This window comes from Paenibacillus sp. FSL H8-0548, assembly GCF_038630985.1.
Taxonomy (GTDB): domain Bacteria; phylum Bacillota; class Bacilli; order Paenibacillales; family Paenibacillaceae; genus Pristimantibacillus.
Genome location: NZ_CP152049.1, coordinates 1,463,824 through 1,485,076 on the forward strand (window position 1 = coordinate 1,463,824; position 21,253 = coordinate 1,485,076).

Genomic DNA, 21,253 nt, shown 5'->3' on the forward strand with positions numbered 1-21,253 from the left:
GCATCTTCTCGTAACGGTCGGCAGTCTGTTCTGGGTACTGGTCTTTAGGCGGGGCTCATTGCGACAAACGGCGGGGAACGAGGGGCAGTAGGTGGACGGGAAGGAACACAAGAGAAGAAAAGCCCTGACGCAGCGTCAGGGCCTTTTACTTATCGAAAGAAACTCGAATTTGGACAATTTCGGAGCGGGACCCCGTTCGAATTGGTGGGCCCCAGAAGCCGTAGCCAGAGGATACGATCGAGTGGAACTGCTCCTTCTGCAAATGTCCCCAGTCGTTCTCAAATAGCAGCTGGGTGATGAGGTGTGCGGGGGCAATTTGTCCACGATGTGTATGCCCTGAGAGCATAAGATCGATGCCTTGCTCCTTCGCCGTATCAAGCCCGTAAGGCTGATGCTCCAACAAAATAATAGCTTTGGATTGGTCGATGTCCGTTGTGAAGTGGGAAAGCTCTGCTCTTTCCTTATCACTATGATCTTTGCGTCCGATCAAGGTGAGCCAGCCGTCAACGGTAACGACCTCATCATACAATACTTTCATATTGCTCTCTTCAAGAAGAGCGATGAGCTCTCCGATCTCTCCTTTAAAGCGATCATGATTGCCGAGAGAGGCATATACGCCATAGGGAGCTTTAATTTGCGCCAATACACTGCCGAGATTCTTCTGCTTGTACGGTTCAATATCATCATCAATTAGGTCGCCTGGAATAAGGACGATATCAGGCTTTAAGGCGTTGATCTCCTCAACCATGCGGATGGCGTGCTTCTTGCCGGATAGGTAACCAAAGTGCATATCGGAGACCATCACAATGTTGAGAGCTCCACTCGCAGGACCTTGCTTAGGCAGTGCAATGTCGTAGCTCCGTACAATTGGGCTGTATGCGTTAAAGGTGCCGTAGCCGATAAGTAAAATAAGCGCAGCCAGCGTGATGGAGCCAGCCCATTTCTGTACGCGATGGCGGGGAAGCGATGTAAGCCTCGTTAGCCATACTAGGAGATGGATGATCGGCAGCACCAGCAGGAGCAGACTGAACAAGGCGAGCCAATAGGAGCCTACAATATTTAGCAGCACAGAGCCTTCAACTACTCTAGCTAATATAAAGGAGGTTGCGAGAAAGATTAGCGTAATGATGTACAGTAAGCGAAAGCGGCGGGATAGGACAGGCTTCATCCATGACCAGCCGCTCCACCCAATATAAAATACGAGAGATGCATAAATAGCGATGGATACTAGTCCGATTAAAATAAACATGGGCTCCCCCTTAATGATGTTGTTGCTATTGTACCATTTATACTCGCCTATCGAAATGTTGCTGTCCTATTCAGGCGTACTACAACTGGAGCAAGGATTGGCTTATACTATTGAAGTGAGGTGAACGCTATGGATCAGACGTTATTTGACCTTGTATACAAAGCTGTTGTGAATCGGGAATTAACCTATGAAGGTATATATTATACAGGTGTAAGGACGACGAAGATCGTATGTCGGCCCAGCTGCCGCGCCAAAACACCGCTTGCCCGCAATGTGACTTTTTACTCTTCATTGGAGGATGCGCTGCATGCGGGCTTTCGTCCTTGCAAGCGATGCAAGCCCGAGGAGAATGGGACGCTTCGACCGGATGCGGACCTGGCCGCTAAGGCGGATGCGATTATTGAGGCACACTACAAAGAGAAGCTGACTTTATCTATGCTGGCTGCTTCACTTGCTATTAGCCCTTACCATCTGCAGCGGGTATATAAGCAAGTGACCGGATATTCTCCTGCGGAAAAAACGGAGCGTGTTCGATTAGCACACGCGCAGAGATTGTTGTTAGAAGATGGAGCTGTCATCGCAGAGGTTGGAGCAGCAGTAGGCTACCGCAATCCATCTCATATGGCTTCTTGGTTTTTTCGGAGAACGGGCATCACGCCTACGGCGTATCAGAACGGACAAAGAGGAGGGGATTTATTTGACAGCTAACCAAAAATATCGGCAAACGATAATCGGCTTCGATCAGCCGTGGACACTTATTGCTACTGATCAAGGAGTAAGTCAATTGTTATATCCGCCGCATGTTTCAGAGTTGGCCGGTTTGGACCAGGATTTCACACATATGATCGAGGATCGCGGCTTGTTTGTTGAATTCGGCATCCTCGACCTGCTGGAGCAGTTTTTCGCCGGCGTTCCCGTCAGCTTCGATAAGGTACCGCTGGATGCGGGAGGAACGCCGTTTCAACAAAGCGTATGGACGGGCCTGAGCCAAATTCCTTATGGGGAGACGTGGACGTACAAGCGGTTCGCGGACGCAATTGGAAAGCCGGCAGCGATACGGGCGGCAAGCACAGCGATTGGGCGCAATCCGCTTCCCATTATTTTGCCCTGTCATCGTGTCGTGGGCTCCAATGGTACGCTGACAGGGTTTAGAGGGGGACTTCAGATGAAAAAAGACATTCTTGCGTTGGAGGGAGTAACGAATATGGAGGTAGTGGGGCATGAACGCTTCCGTTTTTGAGCTGGCGCTTCCGCAGCCGTTTGATTTCCAGCAATGCCTGGACTATATGACGCGTTCTCCGCTGGAGAGCTTGTACCGCATGGATTACTCAGGAGTGAATCGTCTGCTGCGAGTTGGATCTGCCGACCGTTTAGTCAGGGTGACCTGCCTTGAAGGCAGGGGCGTAATGCAGGTTCAAATGCTGGATGGGGCTTCCCTTTCGCTTGAGGATAGGGAGCAGCTAACACGGTATATAAAGGATTGGTTTGATCTGGATCGGGATTTGAAGCCGTTTATCAAGCTCTTACAGGGTGACCCACTGCTTGCTCCGCTGGCAGAACGCTTTGCCGGATTGCGGCTGGTAGGCATTCCGGATCTTTTTGAAGCATTGTGCTGGGCGATTGTCGGTCAACAAGTGAATCTTGCATTTGCCTACAAGCTTAAACACCGGCTGGCAGAGCGGTACGGCATTGCTGCGGATTGGGAGGGCGCAACGTATCGCCTGTTTCCATTGCCTGAGCGGTTTGCTGGGGAATCGGTAGAATCCCTATGCAGCCTTCAGCTTACCAAGAACAAAGCGATGGCTATATTGGATGTGGCATCCCGTATGGCTGGCGGGGAATTAAGCCGGGATAAGCTGCTAAAGCTGAACGATTCTGAATCCGTCGATCAGGAGCTTACGAAAATACGCGGCATCGGTCCATGGACAGCCCAATATGTGCGAATGAGATGTTTGGGCGATCAGACCGCTCTCCCTGTAGGAGACGTGGGACTGCAAAATGCGGTAAAGAAGCTGCTGGGGTTAAGCCTAAAGCCAACTCCGCTTGAATTGAGCGCATTGTTCGATCAATGGCCCGGGTGGGAGTCTTATATTGCTTTTTATTTATGGAGAACCTTGGAAGTATAGAGGCAATTACAGGTAGATAGCAGCTTCTGGAATTTAAATGTTTGCGTTTTCACCCTATGAATTGTGAAACATGAAGGGATATGCTACTATTTTGGTATATTATCAAGTACAGGATGGGGTTTATGAGGGGAAAAGTTACGATTCAACAGATTGCTGACCTGGCGGGATTATCGAAGTTCGCCGTATCCAGAGCGTTGGCCGGAAAGACGGGAGTCAGTGATTCAACGCGCGAGATGATTCTCAAAACAGCAGGGCAGCTAGGATACTTTAAGAGCAGCCGCCCTAGTCCTTTAACCCAATCTCCTGATCATAGTACGGACAAAATTACAGGCACTATAGTGGTATTATTCCCGAATATTCGTTATCAAAACAAGGATTCTGTTTATTGGGGTCCGATTTTTGACGGCATTTCTGCACGGCTGAATCAAAGGGAAATGGATATATTAACGTTAACAGAGCCTTCTAGCGACCATGTTTTCAGTCTATTAAACCCGAATGCTATACAAGGGATTATTACGCTGGGAACGGTATCGACACAGATTTTGCTCGACATCAAGAAGCTGGAGATACCTGTCGTTATGATCGACCATCTCGATCCGGCTCTGCATGCCGACACCATATTTACAGACAACTTTACGTGCATGCGTGAGCTGATGCTTCAGCTTGTCAGCAAAGGGTATAAAGATTTTCAATTCGTAGGAAGAACCGATTATGCCCAAAGCTTCTTTGAACGCTGGATCGCCTATCGCTCTGTTCTGGATGAATACGGGCTGACCTGCGAACAAGATCCGCTGCTTACGGAAACGGAGGCGGAGCTTCTGCATGAGGTGATCCCTCTCGCTGTAGCGGGCAGTCTTCCCGAGGTATTCGTTTGCGCGAACGATCATTTGGCCTCAACGGTCATGCACGCGCTTCACGAGCGGGGGATCGAGGTGCCCAAGCAAGTTGCCGTAACCGGTTTTGACAATACAGATAAGGATTATTCTCCTTTGCTCACAACGGTTAATGTGAACAAAGAGCTGCTTGGCATGCGCGCCGTCGATAAAATGATATGGAGAATCCAAAATCCCCAATCGATGGTCGAGAAAACGCTCATCTACGCTGAAGTGCTCATGAGAGAATCAACGAATTAAACCTGATTATTGAGATGCGACAGGCTGTCCCGCTGAAAGGGGCAGCCTTTTTTTGTATTGTATAGGAAGCTACACCTTCTCCGAACCTGGTGATAACGAAAGCTAACGGAAACCAGAGACGCTAAAATTCCATTTTTGGCTAGCGCCACATCTTAACGGAAGAGGAAGACTCTATTATGCAGAAATGTAGCGAGATCGGGCATATAGGCTACAAATAGAGGGCCGTGTTTCCGTTACAATCTTGACTGCTTACTACGTAGGCCTCCTCCGCTAGATGAAGGAGAAGTACCTACACTGTACCTGCCTTGTTAGGCTAAGTAACGTCGATTACGTTGTCCAAACTGCAACGTAGCCTCTTCCTATAGCGCTGAACCCATAGCGCTAGCACGACCAATCTAAGAACAGGAGAAAGAAAGCTAATATTCCATAACATAATTTTCTAAAACTTTAATTTAACTTATAGAGATAGATTTTTGACAGATAGTTGTATGATGATTAACATTGGAGTATATTTATTTATAAATCTATTATGAATAAGGGTGAGAACATAATGAAGATAGATATCTCTCTACATTCGCTCCCTGTATATGAAGCGCTGGCAAGCAGCGTGCGAATTGGCATGATTCAGCAGCTTACCCAGAAGCCGATGAATGTCAAAGAGCTTGCGGAAGCGATGAATTTGAGCAGCGCGATTATGACGATGCATGTGAAGAAGCTGGAACGCGCAAGCATCATCAAGACATCCATGCAGCCAGGCAAAGGCGGGGCCAAGAAGGTATGCACACTTGTAACCGATTCCATTGAGATATTATTCCCAACCAAGGTTGCTTCAGTGATACGCGAATGCCATGTGACGGAAGTATCGGTGGGACATTACACTGACTTTGAGGTTGCACCGACTTGCGGTCTTGCATCCACAGTCAAAGTAATTGGCATGTTCGACGAGCCGCGCGCATTTCTGGAGCCGGAGCGTGTCAATGCCAAAGTATTATGGTTTGGACAAGGCTTTGTGGAATACCGTCTTGCTAATTATTTGATGAAAAATGAGGAGCCGACTGAGCTTGAGATAACGATGGAAATTTCCTCCGAGGCTCCTTTTGCCAACGATAATTGGCCATCGGACATTACGTTTACGCTCAATGACATCAAGCTTGGATCATGGACAAGTCCCGGAGACTTCGGCGGCGGCAACCGCGGCCGCTACACCCCTGACTGGTGGTGGAATGAGATAAATCAATACGGTATTTTGAAAATGCTGAAAATTAATGAAGAAGGCACGTTTATTGACGGTACAAGAATCTCGGACGTTAAGCTAAGTGACATTCATATCGACCTGAAGCAATGGACATTTCGCATCGCTGTGCATGAGGATGCGCAAAATGTAGGAGGCGTAACCTTATTTGGGACGGGATTCGGAAATTACAATCAAGATATTGTCTTCAAGCTTTTTTACGAGAAGATAACAGCTCCTGAGACTGAGGGAGCATCTCACTAATTTGCCATCCAGATACGACAAAAGGGCTCTGTGAAGAGCCCTTTTGTCGTGTCTAGACCAATCTATACGCAGTAAGCTGGGCTTGCTCTTCGATGAATAAATAATTGACAGAGACGGTGTTAAATTGCTATCATTTGCATTATAGTGAATTAGTTAATATATATACGAATCATATGAGGTGTTTAGCAGCCTCAAAAAAGACGTGATTTGTGACGTTTGGGTGATTCAGAAATGAAGCTAATAAGCTGCCAGCTGCATGGGCAAACATAGCAGTCAGCAAGAGCAGCAAACACGGCTTATAGAAAGGGAGTTTAATTACATGTTAAGTAAAGAAATCTCAGCAACACAATCCTTTGTTAATCCGGTCATTCCCCAGCGCGCCGATCCGTGGGTTTACAAGCATACGGATGGTTATTATTATTTCACCGCCTCGGTGCCGGAATACGATCGACTTGAGGTGAGGAGGGCCCGAACGATTCAGGAGCTTGGCTCTGCTGAGCCGGTCGTGGCTTGGAGAAAATATGATTCAGGCATGATGAGCGCGAACATTTGGGCGCCAGAGATTCATTTTATTGATGGTAAATGGTATATCTACTTCGCGGCTGCCAGAACAACGGACACCGTTGATGGCTTATTCGATCATCGCATGTTCGTTGTCGAGAATGAATCGGCTAATCCACTTGAGGGCGAGTGGGTTGAGAAAGGGCAAATCATAACGAATTGGGAGTCATTTGCGCTGGATGCGACGACGTTCGAGCATAACGGCGTGCGTTTTCTAGTATGGGCGCAGAAGGATCCGTCCATCTATGGAAACTCCAATCTGTATATTGCGGAAATGAGCAGCCCGTGGACGATCAAGGGAGAGCAAGTTATGATTGCTACCCCTGAGCAGGAGTGGGAGAAGATCGGATTCCTCGTTAATGAGGGAGCGGCGGTATTGAAGCGGAACGGCAAAATATTTATCAGTTACTCTGCCAGTGCTACCGATTTCAATTACTGCATGGGGCTGCTGTCGGCGTCTGAGACAAGCGACTTGCTTGATCCGGCCTCTTGGACGAAGGCACCGATGCCAGTTTTCCAAACGAATGAAGCGACAGGGCAATATGGTCCCGGCCACAATAGCTTTACAGTGAGCCCAGACGGTCTGCAGGACATTATCGTCTATCACGCCCGCAACTATAAAGACATTACAGGCGATCCTCTCTACGATCCGAATCGTCATACCCGTGCCCAGGTGTTCGGCTGGAACTCCGATGGGACGCCTCATTTCGGTATTCCGCAAGCGGATGGAAGAACGGGAAATCAATAAACAAGTTTTCAAATTAGCAAATTCATTAATTAAATTATAAATATGTAATTGATTTATATTGACAATGAAAGCGCTTTGCATTATTATCAATTTAACAAAAACATTAACTATGTAATGTAAATGCTAATTTATTATATTTTCATTACATAATCGAAGTTATTGTGACAGCTGCATATATAGGAGGGGTTTAATTGGTGAAGAAAAAAGGTTTGCTTTCCGTGTTTGTATTAATGATGTCGTTAGTAGTTGTCCTTTCCGCATGCGGAGGCAAAGACAATGAAGGAGCGCAAGGCAATAAAACGGAATCGCAAGAAATTTCGTTTATGTTCAGAGGTGCTCCGGAAGAGCAAAAGGCATATGAGGCTACTGTAAAAAAATTCGAGGCGGATAATCCTGGTGTTAAAGTTAAAATCATTACGACAACCGGCGATCAATATGCTACGAAATTGAAGGCTGCTATTACAGGGAAAAGCGTACCCGACGTGTTTTACTTCGATCCGGGTGATCTAAGAGCCTATGTGAACGGTGGCGTACTGAAGGACATTACAGAGTATGTGAAGGACGTCAACTTCGATAATATCTGGCAATATGGTGTAGACATCTACCGTTATGATGGCGACAACGTAGGCCAAGGCAGCATCTATGGTTTGCTGAAAGACGTTGGTCCTTTCGCGCTTGGCTTTAACAAAAATATGTTCGAAGCAGCTGGCATTCCATTGCCGGACAAGGACAAGCCGTACACTTGGGATGAATTTATTAAAGTAAACCAGCAGTTGACCAAAGACAATGACGGTGACGGCAAAATTGACCAGTACGGCACAGGCTTCAACATTAACTGGGCGCTGCAGTCATTCGTATGGAGCAACGGCGGGGACTGGCTTGATGAGACAAATACGAAAGTAACGATTGACGATCCGAAATTTGCGGAAGCGCTGCAATACTTTGCAGATATGCAAAACGTTTATAAGATCACACCGTCCATTGAAGACGCGGCTACGCTGGATACTTACCAGCGTTGGATGAAAGGCGAATTGGCATTTTTTCCGGTAGGCCCATGGGATTTGGCTACTTACGAAACACTTCCTTTCGATTATGATCTTATTCCTTACCCAGCAGGCTCTACTGGCAAATCGGCAACCTTCGTCGGTTCGCTTGGCATCGGCGTTTCCAATAGCTCGAAGAGTCCTGAGCTTGCAGCCAAGCTGGTTACGTACCTGACAGCTTCTCCTGAAGGCCAGCAGCAATTGGTTGATGCTAAAGTACAAATTCCTAACCTGATTGATATGGCTGAGACTTGGGCTGCCAATACGGAGACCAAGCCTGCCAACAAGAAAGAGTTTTTGGATATCGTTCAAGATTACGGTAAACCAATGCCTAACACATTAACTTACAACGGAGAATGGTACCAATTGTTCTTCACGGACATTCAACCGGTATTGGATGGCAAAACAACCGCAGCCGATTATGTGAAATCACAGCAGCCAAAAATGCAGGCGCTGCTTGACAAAGCGATCGAGCAGGAAGCAAAATCCAAAAAATAAAACCAGCTAAACATTTTTAGCCCGTAAGGAACGGTGTCTATCCTCCTCAAGGAAGGCAGGCGCCGTTCTCGTGCCGGGTGAATCAGGGGTGGAAGATGAAAACCAAGTCGAATCTCTATCGCAAAGAAAGCTACTACGGGTATTTGTTTGTGCTTGCTCCCGTTCTTGGGTTTCTCTTGTTTACAATGTATCCGCTTTTATATTCGCTTTACGGCTCCTTCACGGATTGGGACGGCTTAGGCCGCATGGATTTTATCGGATTGGCGAATTTTAAGGAGATCTTTGCAGACGAGCAGTTTCATAAGGCTGGTTTCAATACGATCTTCATGATGATTGGCATTCCAATCGAAATTATTCTGGCTTTACTGCTGGCTCTTGGTCTAAACCGCAAAATGTTCGGCACGACCGCCTTTCGAGTCGTCTATTACATTCCGGTTATTTCATCGCTTGCGGCGATTTCGATTTTGTGGCAATGGGCTTATAACGGAGACTACGGTTTGGTTAATCAGTTTCTTGCGCTGTTCGGGATTGACGGCCCCAACTGGCTGACCAATAAATATACGGTGAAACCCGCTCTTATCATCATGATGGTATGGAAAAACATCGGATATTCCATGCTGCTTTATTTGGCGGCGCTGCAAAGCGTGCCCAAGGATTATTACGAAGCGGCCTCGCTTGATGGCGCCAACGCTTTTCAAACCTTCAAGCATATTACTTTTCCGATGGTGAAACCGGTTACTTTCTTCATCATCGTGACGAAAATTATTGGAGGCGCTCAAGTCTTTACGGAAATCAACATTATGACCTCGACAGGCGGCCCGGAATACAGCTCCGCTTCGGTCGTATTCTATGTTTGGCAGAAGGCGTTTGGCAACCTGCAAATGGGTTATGCTTCTGCGATGGCGATGCTGCTCGGTCTATTCATCTTTGTCATTACGCTCGTCCAATTCAAGATGAATGAGAGATCGTCAAGAGATTTGGAATAACGACCATTTGAAGGAAGGAGTGAAGACAGCCATGCTATCGGCCAAAAGGATTAAAATTTCGGATATTTTTATTTTCATATTCATCAGTATCGGCGCCGTATTTATGATTGCACCACTGGCTTGGACGGTTTCGACCTCTTTCAAGACGAAAGCGGAAGTATTCGCGCTGCCGCCGGTCTGGATTCCGGAGACGTTTGATTTCATCAAATACGTGGAAATTTGGGATAAAGGGCCGCTGCTCAGCGGGATTCAGAACAGCCTGTTCATTACGCTTTGCGTAACGGTTATCGGGACGTTCACATCAAGTCTTGCGGCTTTTTCGTTCGCTAAACTTCGGTTCAAACATAGGAATACACTTTTTTTGATTCTGCTGTCATCTTTAATGATACCTTATCCGGCGATTATGATTCCGCAGTTTATTATGTTCTCCGAATTCGGGTGGGTGGACACGCTAAAACCGCTCATCGTGCCAGGCTTGTTCGGCAATATTATGATGATCTTCTTCCTGCGCCAATATTTAACGAGCATACCGGGAGCGATTATTGAAGCAGGCAAAATCGACGGAGCATCCTATTTCGGTATTTTCGCGAGAATCATTTTCCCGTTAATTCGTCCAGCGGTAGCTGCTCAGGTTATTTTGTGGTTTATGGCGATCTGGAACGATTATCTCGCTCCTATCATCTATTTGAATTCGCCTGAGAAGCAGACGCTGCAGCTCGTCATTGCGAACTTTAACGCGACCTATGCCATTCAGACGGATTATCCGCTCATTATGGCGGCATCCTTCGTCGCTTTGCTGCCGATGCTGCTTATTTTCCTCGTGTTCCAAAAACAAATTATTGAATCTGTCGCTATCTCCGGCGTAAAGGGCTAGCAGAGAGGACCATGATACGATGAAATTAGCAGGCTTCGGAATGAAAAAGCTTACTGGCGCGGCCTTAATGACTGCGCTGCTGCTCACGGGCTGCTCGGGTCAGGCTGATCCGACCGCTTATCCGTCAGCGCCGCCTGATTACAAGCTGTACGATACGGATAATCTTCACAACGAGGCAGCTTGGAACACAAGCAATGTGCATGATCCGTCCATTTTGAAGGATGGGGATACTTATTATATTTATTCTACGGATGTGAAGGTCGGCGGTACGGGCACTCCTGGCATTATGGTGCGAAAGTCGAAGGATCTGATTAGCTGGGAGTGGGTTGGCTATGCGTTCGTTGGCGTTCCAGAAGAAGCGGAGACGTGGACTGGGGCAACGGGACTATGGGCGCCGGATATTGAGAAGTTTGGCGACACTTATTATTTGTATTATTCGGCATCGACCTTCGGCTCCAATACCTCTTATATCGGTGTGGCGACCAGCTCATCGCCAGAGGGACCGTGGACAGATCAAGGAGAGGTTGTGAAGACCTCGGGAGTGGACGATCCAAACGCGATTGATCCGAACATCGTTTTGGATGCGGACGGCAAGGCATGGTTTGTTTACGGTTCTTTTTTTGGCGGGATTTACGTATCGCCGCTTAATCAAGAGACAGGCAAGCTTGCGGAGCCCGGCTTCGGTACGAAGATTGCTGCCCGCAGCAGGTCGATGGAGCAAGGCGCGGTGGAAGGACCTTATGTCATCTATAATCCCGAGCAGGAAAAATATTATTTATTCGTTTCGTACGACTCTTTATCCTCCGATTACAATGTTCGGGTTGGGCGCTCGGAATCGATAACGGGACCTTATCTGGATTCGAATGGACGCGATATGCTGGATGTTGACTATGAGGCTCAATTCGAAATCGGGAACAAGCTCATTGGCGGCTATCGTTTTAATGAAGGAGAAGGTTGGATATCTCCCGGGCATAACTCTGTTTTGCAGGATGGCAGCGACTACTATCTGGTGCACCATGCAAGGCCAGAGCAGGATTCGAACTGGATGTATCTCCATGTGAGGCGGATGGTGTGGACTGCGGACGGCTGGCCGGCCGTATCCCCTGAACGCTATGCAGGCGAAACGCCGCAGAAGGTGGCGGCAGGCAGCATACATGGTGAATGGGAGCTGCTTGTCCATGAGAAGCTCATTGACGGACAAGTCGGGTCCAATACGATTACTTTACTGAAGAACGGCAAGATTGAGGGCGGCGAACCAAAGGATTACTGGAAGTTTGACGGAGATCATACCTTGACCTTGTACTGGCACGATGCGGAGGGCACAGTTATTTCAGAGGAGACTGTTCTTCTGTTGCCCGCATGGGACTGGGAACGGAACAAGGCTGCTCTCGTCTTCACAGGGATGAATGAAAGCGGTGCCGCCGTCTGGGGCAAGCAGCTGTCTCGAGACTCGTAGCGAGCTATTGAGCAAGCGAAAGAATGCTCAGCAAAGAGCTAAACCGAGTTAGCTTTTAGAACAAAAATTGAATAATAGCTGGACATAATAATGATGTTTGGTAAGTCTGGTAAAAGGTCTCTTACACAGAGACCTTTTACTATTTTAGGAGGAGACAAGGATGAGCAAAGCAACGGATTGTGGCAGCAGAATCAGCAATGTGCTATCCAGACTACAATACGCAGGATTCCTTTACGATAGTCCTGCCTGTTGTTTGCCAGCTTAGTGGTAAGTGTTTTCAGGAAAAAGCATGCTTGAGACGGGCTGCATGTTCAACTACCGCGAAGGACAAGGTTTCGTGGTTTTTAAATTGCTGTACGTGAAATTAAAAGTTTGGTCAAGCACATGCCAGTCCGCATAATTGGTCAAGTCCCCTCATAGACATGTTATCAGCCAGTAAAAAACAATGTGCAGAGGGGATGATTACATGCGTCGCATGACATGGACCGCGGCAATAATATTATGTCTATCATTAATATTGGCAGCTTGCGGAACGAAGGACGCCGAGTCCGTGGTTAAGGACCTCGACAAAGTAGTAAACAGTATGGAGAGCTATCAGGGAAGCGGTACGATGACACTGCGGACGGGACAGCAGCCACTGGAGTATAAGGTGGAGATCTCCTACCAAAAGCCGCAATATTATCGGATCAAGCTGACGAATGAAGAGAAGGACATTACTCAAATCGTGCTTCGCAATGACGACGGCGTATTCGTTCTCACACCGAAGCTGAATAAAGTGTTCCGCTTCCAAAGCGATTGGCCGCAAAACCAAGGCCAAGTGTATTTGTACCAAACGCTAATTCAAAGCATTTTAGTAGATAATTCACGGCAATTTGTAAGCGACGAGAATGCTTACGTCTTTGATGTAATGGCCAACTATAATAACGGCTCTCTGGCTCGCCAGAAGATTTGGCTGAATAAATCAGACTACAAGCCGGTGCAGGTAGAGGTTAGTGATACAAACGCGGCTGTCATGGTCGAAGTGAAATTTGATACGTTCGATTTTGGAACTAAATTTGACAAGGCAGTATTTGAGACAGAGGCGAATATGAAGGCTACACCTTCCAGCCAGTCTTCTGATGAGCCGACAATGACATTGCCAGACCAGCCAGGTCATGATTCGGCAGACGAAAATGCAACAAAAGAAACGGATGAGAATGCAGACTCTGATAACAGCGACAATGCATCAAACGATGACAGCGCGGTAGACGGAGATGATCAATCGGGTCATAGCGGTAATAAAGCCGATGATGCCGCAACTGGCGCGAAGCCAGAGGTGAAGGCTGATTTTGCAGCTATGAAGCCTTCCTACACGCCAGATGGCGTAACGGAGCTGGATTTAGTCGATATCGTTTTTGGCGGCAATCCGGGCCTCATGACCCGTTACACCGGAGATTACAGCTATACACTTATTCAAACAGAGCCGAAGGATCAGGCGGCTTCATTAATACCGGGTATGCTGGTTGATCTTGGGTTTACGATGGGACAGCTTAACAGTGATGATCAGAGCCTGCACCAAACGCTGGATTGGACGTACGAAGGACATCAATTCCGTCTGACAAGCTCGAATCTTCCTGAAACGGAAATGATTAAGATCGCACAATCGGTACAGGGCGAAATCGGTAAATAAAGCGGATAAAAACGAGAATTCCCAAGACGTACTAGCCATATCCGGCTTTCATTTCATTGACAGTCAAAGCAGCAGCGTATAACATTATTGCTATTGATGTTTGCTGCTCGGATTATTGTGGCTGCCATATCTAAGGAGAAGGTGAACGGCTTGGACTCGTTTTATCGCCCTACCAGGGTTGAAATATCATTAGATGCATTACGACATAATTTACAAGCGTTTCGGGACGCCATGCCTCAAGGCTGCATGCTTATGGCTTCGGTCAAAGCAAATGCTTACGGGCATGGTGCCGTAGAAGTGGCGCGTGAAGCAGAACGCTTTGGCGTCGACTATTTAGGAGTCGCTTTTCTTGATGAAGCTTTGCAATTGCGGAAGGCTGGCATCCAAAGCCCGATTCTCGTACTAGGATTCGTGGCGGCGGATGCTTTGTCTGTTGCAAGGGAAAACAATATTACGATAAGTCTGTTTCGTGATGATATTTTAGAAGCAGCAGCTAAGCTGCCTATGGATAGCAGCAATCGCAAGCTCAAGGTGCATATTAAGGTTGATACCGGAATGGGACGTCTTGGCATTATCGGCAAAGATGCTGCAGTGTCTTTTATAGAGAAGGCTTTGCAGGTAACGCAGCTTAACGTTGAAGGCTTATTTACCCACTACGCACGTGCAGATGAAGCAGATAAGAGCTATACGCAGCAGCAGCATGACAGATTTCGTGAAGTGGCGGGCTATGTAGAGCAGCAAGGCCTGCCTATTCCGATCATTCATGCGGCGAACAGCGCTGCTGGTATCGATACACCAAGCATGGCAGGCAGCATGCTGCGTCTCGGCATTAGCATGTACGGCTTATATCCTTCAGAAGAGGTTAACAAGCAGCGTATTGAGCTGGAGCCAGTTATGTCACTAAAGACGGAAGTGACTATGGCCAAAAGAACGCCAGCCGGCTGGGGAATCAGCTATGGTACACGTTATGTAACGCAGGGCGAAGAGCTTATTGGAACGCTGCCCATTGGTTATGCAGACGGCTTTAGCCGCATGCTTACAGGCAAAGCGCATGGACTTGTTCGGGGAGTTAAGGCACCGATTCGCGGAACCATTTGTATGGATCAATGTATGATTGCGCTTGATGAAGCTTCAACTGCCGGAGCTGCGCCCGTTGGGCCAGGAGAAGAGGTTGTGCTTATAGGGCGTCAAGGCAATAATGTCATTACGATTGAAGAAGTAGCAGACCAACTGGGCACGATCAATTATGAAATCATTTGTATGCTGGCTGCTCGTGTGCCACGGATCTATATAAGCGGCGGCCAAACAACCGCAATATTTAACCCCTTGGTGTAGACTGAATTTGTACTGGTAATCTTTTCATCCTACATTTTTTTTCAATTGAAGAGGATTTTCGTCAAAAAGCACGAATGTAGTATGTAAGATCATCTATAACGGCTATACATGAAAACATACAGCATATTTGATATACGGCGATCATAGATATGTTGAAGTATAGCGACGGCAATATTTTGTTATAATGAGTAGTAAGGTTATGGAAAAGTTTTGGGGGTGCGAGTTCGGTGGCCAATGTACAAAATACCAAAAGAATCATGATTAGCCTGCCAGATCACTTGCTGGAGGAGGTTGACGGGATTGTTGCAAAGGAAAACTCCAACCGCAGCGAATTTATTCGGCAAGCCATGAAGCTATATTTGGTGGAACGCAAAAAGCGCCAAATTCGTGAGTCCATGCAGCGCGGATATATGGAAATGGCGAAAATAAACCTGATCATGGCCTCGGAAGCTTTTCAAGCGGAGGAAGAAGCAGATCATACGTTAGGCCGTCTCGTTAGCGGGGTGTAGAGGTTGATTGTAAAACGCGGAGATGTTTTTTTTGCGGATTTATCACCTGTCGTCGGATCGGAACAGGGAGGTGTTCGCCCCGTTTTGGTCATTCAGAATGATATCGGAAATCGCTTCAGTCCTACCGTAATCGTCGCTGCGATTACAGCTCAAATTCAAAAGGCAAAGCTGCCTACTCATGTGGAAATGGATGCTGCGGCACACGGGTTTGATCGTGATTCTGTCGTGCTTCTTGAGCAAATTCGAACGATTGACAAGCAAAGGCTAACCGACAAAATTACGCATTTGGATGATGAAACGATGCGTAAGGTTGATGATGCGTTGTTGATTAGTGTAGGATTAATCGATTTTTAAAGTAGGAAGAGCTATTTAGCATCCAAAGAGATCATCTCTTGCTGAATGGCTTTTTTTGTCGATTGGAACCGAAAAATGGTGGAATTAGAAAAAAATGATAGACAAATGAAAGCTTATTTTGCTATTATGAATTCAATTACTTATTGCTAACTAATATATGAGCTTTATTATGCGAAGAACGCACGTAGTACGCCTTAAATGGCTACTGCTGCGTTCTTTTTTTTGTGCTCAGTGAGGAGTGAGGATATTGAGAAGGCGTAATGCGATGATTAGCTTAACTGCTGCGGTGCTGTCGGCAAGCCTCGTTTATGGCATGTATGAGCTGCAGCGCAATCAAATTGAGCTTGATGACACCATTGCGATTATTGTTCCGAAGCGCTTCATCGGAGCGGGAGAGCGGCTGAAGGAAAGTGATCTGGAGTTTAAAATGCTGCCGAAGGCTGCTTATGTGTCAGATATGATAAGCAAATTAGAGCACGCAGCAGGGAAAGAAACGATTATTCCTTTAGGGCAGGGCGAACCGCTCTTGCATTGGAAGGTCGACGATTATTATTTTCAGCCTAAACGTTCAGAGTCGACCTTTCAAATTCCGAAGGAATATATCCGCTCGATTTCAAACGGAATTAGAGCGGGTGATAAGGTGATGATTTATGCATCAGGAGAAGCAGCTCCTTCCATGCGGATATTCTCAGAAGCGGTTACTGTCGCATCGGTTAAGAGCTCAGGCAACGTAGAGATCGATAGCATCGAGAATCCGAACCTATTTTCACTGGCGGAAGGAAACAAGCAGCAAATGTATGCTTCTAGGCGAGAAGCAAATGGAATGATCGATTATTTAAACTTGAATTTATCGGAAGAGCAATGGCTGCAGCTGGATGACTTATGCAAGGCTGGAGAGTTGAAGCTGGTTGTTGCGTACAGTCCTGAGTCGCTTAATTTAGCTGTAGGCGAGGAGGGGGATAGATCGTGACTGGAGCTATGGCGCCTATAGCTGTATTTATCGGCACAACACCTAATATCGGGACTACGGCAGCTGCATTTGCTGCAGCTTATCGGATAGCGGAAGCAAGCGGCAAACCAATCGGTTATTTATGTCTTAATCTTAAGAGCGCTAAGATCCATCGCTACTTAGGTATTGACGAGCCGCTTGTTACATTGGATAAGCTTCGTCCGGAGCTTAGATCCTACACGTTGTCGCCCGAGCAGCTGCATAGAGCAGCCTATACGGTACCAAGCCAGCCGAATCTACATATTTTGTTCGGTAATCTGATGAGGGATCAAGCTGAATATTTCACACCTGAGGAAGCGGAGCATTTGCTCTCGATTGCAGAGCAAGCCTTCGCATTTACTATTTTGGATGTAGGGGCCTATTGGGATAATGCAGCGACAATTTGTTCTATTGGCAGAGCAAGCTCACGTATTCTCGTAACGACACCGGCGTTATCTCATTTTCAAGAGGATGGCAGGCGGTGGATAGGTCAGGTATCTCCTTTATTCGGGATTGCTCCCAAGCAGTATGATTTGATCGTTATTAACGGCCCATGGAGAAATGGAGGTTATCAGATGAAGCATATTTGCAAAGAGCTAGGCACATCGGCGCTCGGACAGCTTCAATTGAGTGAGCCGGTCTTTAGTCAATTGGATAATGGAACGTATGCAGAGTGGCTCAAATCAGACTCGGAGGGCAAGCAAATGATGCAATTTCCAGCTAAAGCAATGATGCAGCGGCATGGCATGCGCAGCAGACCGACAACGATATCGGTTCAGCCGTGGTATCGGAAGCTGCTGGCTCATCGAGACGGTACAAGCTCATGACGGCGGAGCAGAGTAGGTTCTCGCCATCAGAATTTGCAGCTCGAAAGCAATTAGAAAAGGACAGCCGGGACGCTGAGATGATGCTCCCCTATCTTGCGGCTGACACACAGGATGAATTCGTCAGGCTGGCTGAGGACATTAGAGCCTATTTAAGCTCCCCGCATGGGCTTGGCGAGGAAGAGAGGCGGCAGTATAGTGAAACGCTTAATCGGGCGGTGCTGGGCTACGCTCAGGAGCGGGAGCAGGTCATGGCTGTCATTTCGGATCGGCTGATTAGATTGCGAGTTCATGGCGCGGTCAATGTTCAGCATCCGTACCAAACCCTTGCAGAAGCATTGTTCGCAGAAGTGGTTGGGCTTAATGTGCTTGAATTGGTATTGGCGGATAAGGAAGGCTTAGAGGAAATACAAGTAGTTGGCCAGCAAATTTTCATTGTCAAGCATGGGCTGACCTATCCCTCTGCTTATCGTTTCAACAGCATTCGAGAGGTAGAGCGTGTCCAGCAAAATTTGGTGCTCTACAATAACGATCGGATTAATCCACGGAAGCGGTGGGCGGAGGTGATGCTGCGAGATGGGTCCCGTGTAACGATGACTGGCTTTGGATTCACAGCAACCCCGACCTTGACTATACGTTTCTATACGGTTCGCAGCTTCAGTCTAGAGACGTTAGGCAGTCCGGCATATAGGACGATGAATGGACGAATACAACAGCTGCTTAAAGCGATATTGGCGGCGAGATATAATCTGGTCATTATTGGACCGACGAATTCAGGAAAAACAAATCTTATGAAAGCATTAATTGCGGAGCTTCCTGATGCGGAGCGAATTATTACGATCGAAGGGCGATTCGAGATGATGCTTGGGCGTGATTTTCCGAGCAAAAATGTCGTGGAATATATGACAGAGGAAGATGATGCGTATCATCGTGCTGACCAAGCCTTTAAGCTCGCTCTTAGACAATCTCCGCAGCGGATCATTCATGCTGAAATACGAGATCTCGATGCCAATATTTATGTTAGAGCCTGTACGAGAGGACACTCAGGAAGCATGACAACGGTGCATGCAAGCAAATTAGAGGATGTGCCGGAGGCGATCACCGACATGTGCATGCTCGATGGCAGAGGCATGAATGCTGAACGCCTGACGAAACGGATTACACAATACGTGACGGAGATCGGTATCGAGATGAGCTATTTGGGAGGACGCCGGGTAATTAGCCGCATAGGAGAGCTGCGCTGGGAGGAAGGACAGAGCTGTGTGCGGGATTGGGTGAGGTTTGATGAGTCCTTGAAGGATTGGATATATCCATCGCTTCCTGCTAAGAGGGCAGCTGCTCATATTGCTGATGGGAGGGAGCATGATGAATAAGCTCTCGCTTGCTGCCGCGGCATGCTTGCTCTTTTGCTTGCTATTCATTAGTTTCTATTACTTGCTATTTATTTGGTCAAAGGAGCGGCAGCTAGTCAGTAAGTTGACGTATACGGCGGATAGCGGCTGGCGTAATCAAATGGCAATGCGCTTTAGACGACAAGAATGGCTGTATCAGCATTTGTCAGAATTGTTAGAATCGCTTCGATTGAAGCTTACCCCGGCAGCATTTGCCGGTCTGTCAGGCTTGCTCCTGCTGGCGGGTGTCTCAATAGGCGGCTTTTTCTTTCAAAACGTAAAGGGAACTCTTTTGTTCGGAGTTCTGCTAGGGGCCCTGCCTTATACCTCGCTTAGAGCGATGCTTGTCCACCGTCGTATGCAGACGCAGATGGATTTTTTGCCTGCTGTTGAGCTGTTTTATCAGTGTTATCTGGTTACTGGGGAGCGTCAAATTAGAATAGCGCTGCAGCGCACAGTAGAAGAGAGAAGATTACTTGGACCGATGCAAGCCGTATTTGAACAGCTTTATCGCAATCTTTCCGTCCGCAGCGACGATGAGGCGAGTCTCCGGCTGCTTTCAGTTTCGCTAGGTCATCTATGGGCAGATTATTTTGTTAATATTTTGCGAGTTGCGCTCGTGGAAGGTGTTCCCGTATCGGACAGCTTAAGGGAGCTGCTAACTGATATGCGTAAGGCTAGACGTGCAAATGAGCAGGAAAGGAACAGACTGCTGGAAATACGCGTAGCAAACTTCTCGCCCGTCTTGTTTTTAGTATTTTTTATTGGGATTAATTTGCGGTACAACAAGGATAATTCCTACTATTACTATTTCGTCGATACGCAGGGCCGAGACATGCTGCTGAATGCTGCGCTGCTCATTTTTGCATCATTTCTGATGGGCCTATGGCTGTCACGCAAAAAAATGTGAAGGGAGCAAGCTAATGCCTGACTTCTTGGAAAATATGCTGGGTCTAGCTTTGCTGGCGGGCCAGTACGTTTTTGGAGCAGTGGCTATTTATTCACTGCTGCAGCTTTGGCCGCAGCGGCCTGCTAGATGGAGACATTTAGCCTTGCTAAGCTGGCGAACGAAGAGGGTACCAGAGAGATGGCTCCGCTGGTTTCGGATTTCAAGGCAGCAGCCTTCCTTCATGGAGCGTGAGCTGCTCCTCGCAGGCTGCGGGGTAACCATCGATGCCGCGTGGTATGTGCTGGTGAGGCGATTTCTGTTTAGCGCAGTTTACGTCTTGTTAGCACTTGTTGCTGCATGTCATAAGTTTATTTCTGCTTATATTCCTATTTCCTATGCAGGTGCTGTACTTACGATCCTATTGCTGATGCTCTATATTGATTTAATGTGGCTGCGCTCGATCCGCACAGTGCGTGCGCTTCAAATTACGAAAGAAATATTTGTCATCAGCAAGCAGCTGCTTTATATGTCGGAATCCTCGCTGCATATTCATGCTAAGCTGCTGCGGTGTATTCCGTTTACAAGAGTGATGCGCGACGATCTAGATTGGCTGCTGGCGGAATGGTATCACGATGCGGGAAGTGCGCTGCAGCGCTTCAAGCAGCGTCTGGGTACGGAAGAGGGCTTAAGCTTCGTGGAAACACTCGATGCGCTTCGCCTGCATGAGAGCCCTGAGTACTACGAACTGCTGCGTGTTCGGATAGCGGATTACAAAGAGAAGATCGAACTGGCCAAGGAAAGCCGCAAGGAATCGACCTCCTATTTTTTATTTGTTATCGCAGGCATTCCCATTTTGTATACGTTTCAAATATTTATATACCCGTGGGTGCGAGAAGGGCAGAAACTGTTTCAATCACTTAGTTGATTGCTGTTTGACAACTTAGGAAAGGAGGTGAATCGCATGCGCAATATTTTGATGACTGTCATGCTGCTCGTTGTTGTTGTCGTCCTGTTCAATACGATAATCGCTAAGGAGACGACTGGGACAAGAAGTCAGATCGAATCACAAGGAACCTCGGCAAATACAAAAATTAGTCAGCTGCTTCCGTAGTAGTTGCAGTACTC

Annotated in this window: 21 protein-coding genes; 20 read left to right on the forward strand and 1 reads right to left on the reverse strand. The window is 47.3% G+C overall.

Annotation, left to right across the window (positions count from 1 at the left end):
• Nucleotides 1–145 precede the first annotated feature (145 nt).
• Nucleotides 146–1,249, reverse strand: a complete 1,104-nt coding sequence (locus MHI37_RS06050; protein WP_076336625.1) for a metallophosphoesterase — start codon at nucleotides 1,247–1,249, stop codon at nucleotides 146–148.
• Between the two features lie 129 nt (nucleotides 1,250–1,378).
• On the opposite strand from MHI37_RS06050, the gene MHI37_RS06055 reads away from it, so the two are divergent.
• The 20 genes from MHI37_RS06055 (at nucleotide 1,379) to MHI37_RS06150 (ending at nucleotide 21,239) form a co-directional block, all read left to right on the forward strand.
• Nucleotides 1,379–1,957, forward strand: coding sequence for an Ada metal-binding domain-containing protein (locus tag MHI37_RS06055; RefSeq protein ID WP_076336626.1), 579 nt, complete (start codon nucleotides 1,379–1,381; stop codon nucleotides 1,955–1,957).
• Nucleotides 1,947–2,489 (forward strand): methylated-DNA--[protein]-cysteine S-methyltransferase, encoded by a 543-nt coding sequence (locus MHI37_RS06060; RefSeq protein WP_083676218.1) that lies wholly within the window; start codon nucleotides 1,947–1,949, stop codon nucleotides 2,487–2,489. Before MHI37_RS06055 ends, MHI37_RS06060 begins: the two co-directional genes overlap by 11 nt.
• On the forward strand, nucleotides 2,470–3,375 hold the full coding sequence (locus MHI37_RS06065) for a DNA-3-methyladenine glycosylase 2 (protein ID WP_076336628.1): 906 nt from the start codon (nucleotides 2,470–2,472) through the stop codon (nucleotides 3,373–3,375). The genes MHI37_RS06060 and MHI37_RS06065 overlap by 20 nt, the downstream gene beginning before the upstream one ends.
• A 122-nt stretch (nucleotides 3,376–3,497) precedes the next feature.
• Nucleotides 3,498–4,508, forward strand: coding sequence for a LacI family DNA-binding transcriptional regulator (locus MHI37_RS06070; protein WP_076336629.1), 1,011 nt, complete (start codon nucleotides 3,498–3,500; stop codon nucleotides 4,506–4,508).
• 550 nt (nucleotides 4,509–5,058) lie between these two features.
• A complete protein-coding gene (locus MHI37_RS06075; protein WP_076336630.1) occupies nucleotides 5,059–6,003 on the forward strand; it encodes a helix-turn-helix domain-containing protein in 945 nt (314 codons plus the stop codon).
• Between the two features lie 319 nt (nucleotides 6,004–6,322).
• Nucleotides 6,323–7,312, forward strand: a complete 990-nt coding sequence (locus tag MHI37_RS06080; RefSeq protein WP_076336631.1) for a family 43 glycosylhydrolase — start codon at nucleotides 6,323–6,325, stop codon at nucleotides 7,310–7,312.
• A gap of 191 nt (nucleotides 7,313–7,503) precedes the next feature.
• Complete coding sequence (locus tag MHI37_RS06085; protein WP_076336632.1) at nucleotides 7,504–8,853, forward strand: sugar ABC transporter substrate-binding protein; 1,350 nt, start codon at nucleotides 7,504–7,506, stop codon at nucleotides 8,851–8,853.
• Nucleotides 8,854–8,948: 95 nt separating this feature from the next.
• A complete protein-coding gene (locus MHI37_RS06090) occupies nucleotides 8,949–9,839 on the forward strand; it encodes a sugar ABC transporter permease (RefSeq protein ID WP_076336633.1) in 891 nt (296 codons plus the stop codon).
• Between the two features lie 31 nt (nucleotides 9,840–9,870).
• Nucleotides 9,871–10,713, forward strand: a complete 843-nt coding sequence (locus MHI37_RS06095) for a carbohydrate ABC transporter permease (RefSeq protein ID WP_076336634.1) — start codon at nucleotides 9,871–9,873, stop codon at nucleotides 10,711–10,713.
• Nucleotides 10,714–10,780: 67 nt separating this feature from the next.
• Nucleotides 10,781–12,169: an arabinan endo-1,5-alpha-L-arabinosidase gene (locus tag MHI37_RS06100; RefSeq protein WP_083676221.1), complete on the forward strand. Its 1,389-nt coding sequence runs from the start codon at nucleotides 10,781–10,783 to the stop codon at nucleotides 12,167–12,169.
• 466 nt (nucleotides 12,170–12,635) lie between these two features.
• On the forward strand, nucleotides 12,636–13,838 hold the full coding sequence (locus MHI37_RS06105; protein ID WP_076336635.1) for an outer membrane lipoprotein carrier protein LolA: 1,203 nt from the start codon (nucleotides 12,636–12,638) through the stop codon (nucleotides 13,836–13,838).
• Nucleotides 13,839–13,988: 150 nt separating this feature from the next.
• On the forward strand, nucleotides 13,989–15,173 hold the full coding sequence (gene alr, locus MHI37_RS06110) for an alanine racemase (protein WP_076336662.1): 1,185 nt from the start codon (nucleotides 13,989–13,991) through the stop codon (nucleotides 15,171–15,173).
• Nucleotides 15,174–15,400: 227 nt separating this feature from the next.
• Nucleotides 15,401–15,682, forward strand: a complete 282-nt coding sequence (locus MHI37_RS06115; protein WP_076336636.1) for a CopG family ribbon-helix-helix protein — start codon at nucleotides 15,401–15,403, stop codon at nucleotides 15,680–15,682.
• 3 nt (nucleotides 15,683–15,685) lie between these two features.
• Complete coding sequence (locus MHI37_RS06120) at nucleotides 15,686–16,036, forward strand: type II toxin-antitoxin system PemK/MazF family toxin (protein WP_028609438.1); 351 nt, start codon at nucleotides 15,686–15,688, stop codon at nucleotides 16,034–16,036.
• Between the two features lie 238 nt (nucleotides 16,037–16,274).
• On the forward strand, nucleotides 16,275–17,006 hold the full coding sequence (locus tag MHI37_RS06125) for an SAF domain-containing protein (RefSeq protein WP_256710497.1): 732 nt from the start codon (nucleotides 16,275–16,277) through the stop codon (nucleotides 17,004–17,006).
• Nucleotides 17,003–17,851 (forward strand): hypothetical protein, encoded by an 849-nt coding sequence (locus tag MHI37_RS06130; RefSeq protein WP_256710498.1) that lies wholly within the window; start codon nucleotides 17,003–17,005, stop codon nucleotides 17,849–17,851. Before MHI37_RS06125 ends, MHI37_RS06130 begins: the two co-directional genes overlap by 4 nt.
• Complete coding sequence (locus MHI37_RS06135; protein WP_076336637.1) at nucleotides 17,848–19,221, forward strand: ATPase, T2SS/T4P/T4SS family; 1,374 nt, start codon at nucleotides 17,848–17,850, stop codon at nucleotides 19,219–19,221. The genes MHI37_RS06130 and MHI37_RS06135 overlap by 4 nt, the downstream gene beginning before the upstream one ends.
• Nucleotides 19,211–20,149 (forward strand): hypothetical protein, encoded by a 939-nt coding sequence (locus tag MHI37_RS06140; protein ID WP_256710499.1) that lies wholly within the window; start codon nucleotides 19,211–19,213, stop codon nucleotides 20,147–20,149. The genes MHI37_RS06135 and MHI37_RS06140 overlap by 11 nt, the downstream gene beginning before the upstream one ends.
• Nucleotides 20,150–20,162: 13 nt before the next feature.
• Nucleotides 20,163–21,053 carry a hypothetical protein gene (locus tag MHI37_RS06145; RefSeq protein WP_076336639.1) on the forward strand — a complete coding sequence of 297 codons (891 nt, stop codon included), beginning with the start codon at nucleotides 20,163–20,165 and terminating at the stop codon, nucleotides 21,051–21,053.
• 36 nt (nucleotides 21,054–21,089) lie between these two features.
• Entirely contained in the window at nucleotides 21,090–21,239 is a 150-nt protein-coding gene (locus tag MHI37_RS06150) for a hypothetical protein (RefSeq protein WP_179090195.1), read from the forward strand.
• Nucleotides 21,240–21,253: the final 14 nt, after the last annotated feature.

Coding starts and splice junctions, on each gene's coding strand:
- MHI37_RS06050 (WP_076336625.1), bottom strand. CDS start 1,249: ATGTTTATTTTAATCGGACTAGTATCCATCGCTATTTATGCATCTCTC.
- MHI37_RS06135 (WP_076336637.1), top strand. CDS start 17,848: ATGACGGCGGAGCAGAGTAGGTTCTCGCCATCAGAATTTGCAGCTCGA.
- MHI37_RS06090 (WP_076336633.1), top strand. CDS start 8,949: ATGAAAACCAAGTCGAATCTCTATCGCAAAGAAAGCTACTACGGGTAT.
- MHI37_RS06150 (WP_179090195.1), top strand. CDS start 21,090: ATGCGCAATATTTTGATGACTGTCATGCTGCTCGTTGTTGTTGTCGTC.
- MHI37_RS06075 (WP_076336630.1), top strand. CDS start 5,059: ATGAAGATAGATATCTCTCTACATTCGCTCCCTGTATATGAAGCGCTG.
- MHI37_RS06095 (WP_076336634.1), top strand. CDS start 9,871: ATGCTATCGGCCAAAAGGATTAAAATTTCGGATATTTTTATTTTCATA.
- MHI37_RS06055 (WP_076336626.1), top strand. CDS start 1,379: ATGGATCAGACGTTATTTGACCTTGTATACAAAGCTGTTGTGAATCGG.
- MHI37_RS06105 (WP_076336635.1), top strand. CDS start 12,636: ATGCGTCGCATGACATGGACCGCGGCAATAATATTATGTCTATCATTA.
- MHI37_RS06065 (WP_076336628.1), top strand. CDS start 2,470: ATGAACGCTTCCGTTTTTGAGCTGGCGCTTCCGCAGCCGTTTGATTTC.
- MHI37_RS06100 (WP_083676221.1), top strand. CDS start 10,781: ATGACTGCGCTGCTGCTCACGGGCTGCTCGGGTCAGGCTGATCCGACC.
- MHI37_RS06080 (WP_076336631.1), top strand. CDS start 6,323: ATGTTAAGTAAAGAAATCTCAGCAACACAATCCTTTGTTAATCCGGTC.
- MHI37_RS06140 (WP_256710499.1), top strand. CDS start 19,211: ATGATGAATAAGCTCTCGCTTGCTGCCGCGGCATGCTTGCTCTTTTGC.
- MHI37_RS06145 (WP_076336639.1), top strand. CDS start 20,163: ATGCCTGACTTCTTGGAAAATATGCTGGGTCTAGCTTTGCTGGCGGGC.
- MHI37_RS06070 (WP_076336629.1), top strand. CDS start 3,498: ATGAGGGGAAAAGTTACGATTCAACAGATTGCTGACCTGGCGGGATTA.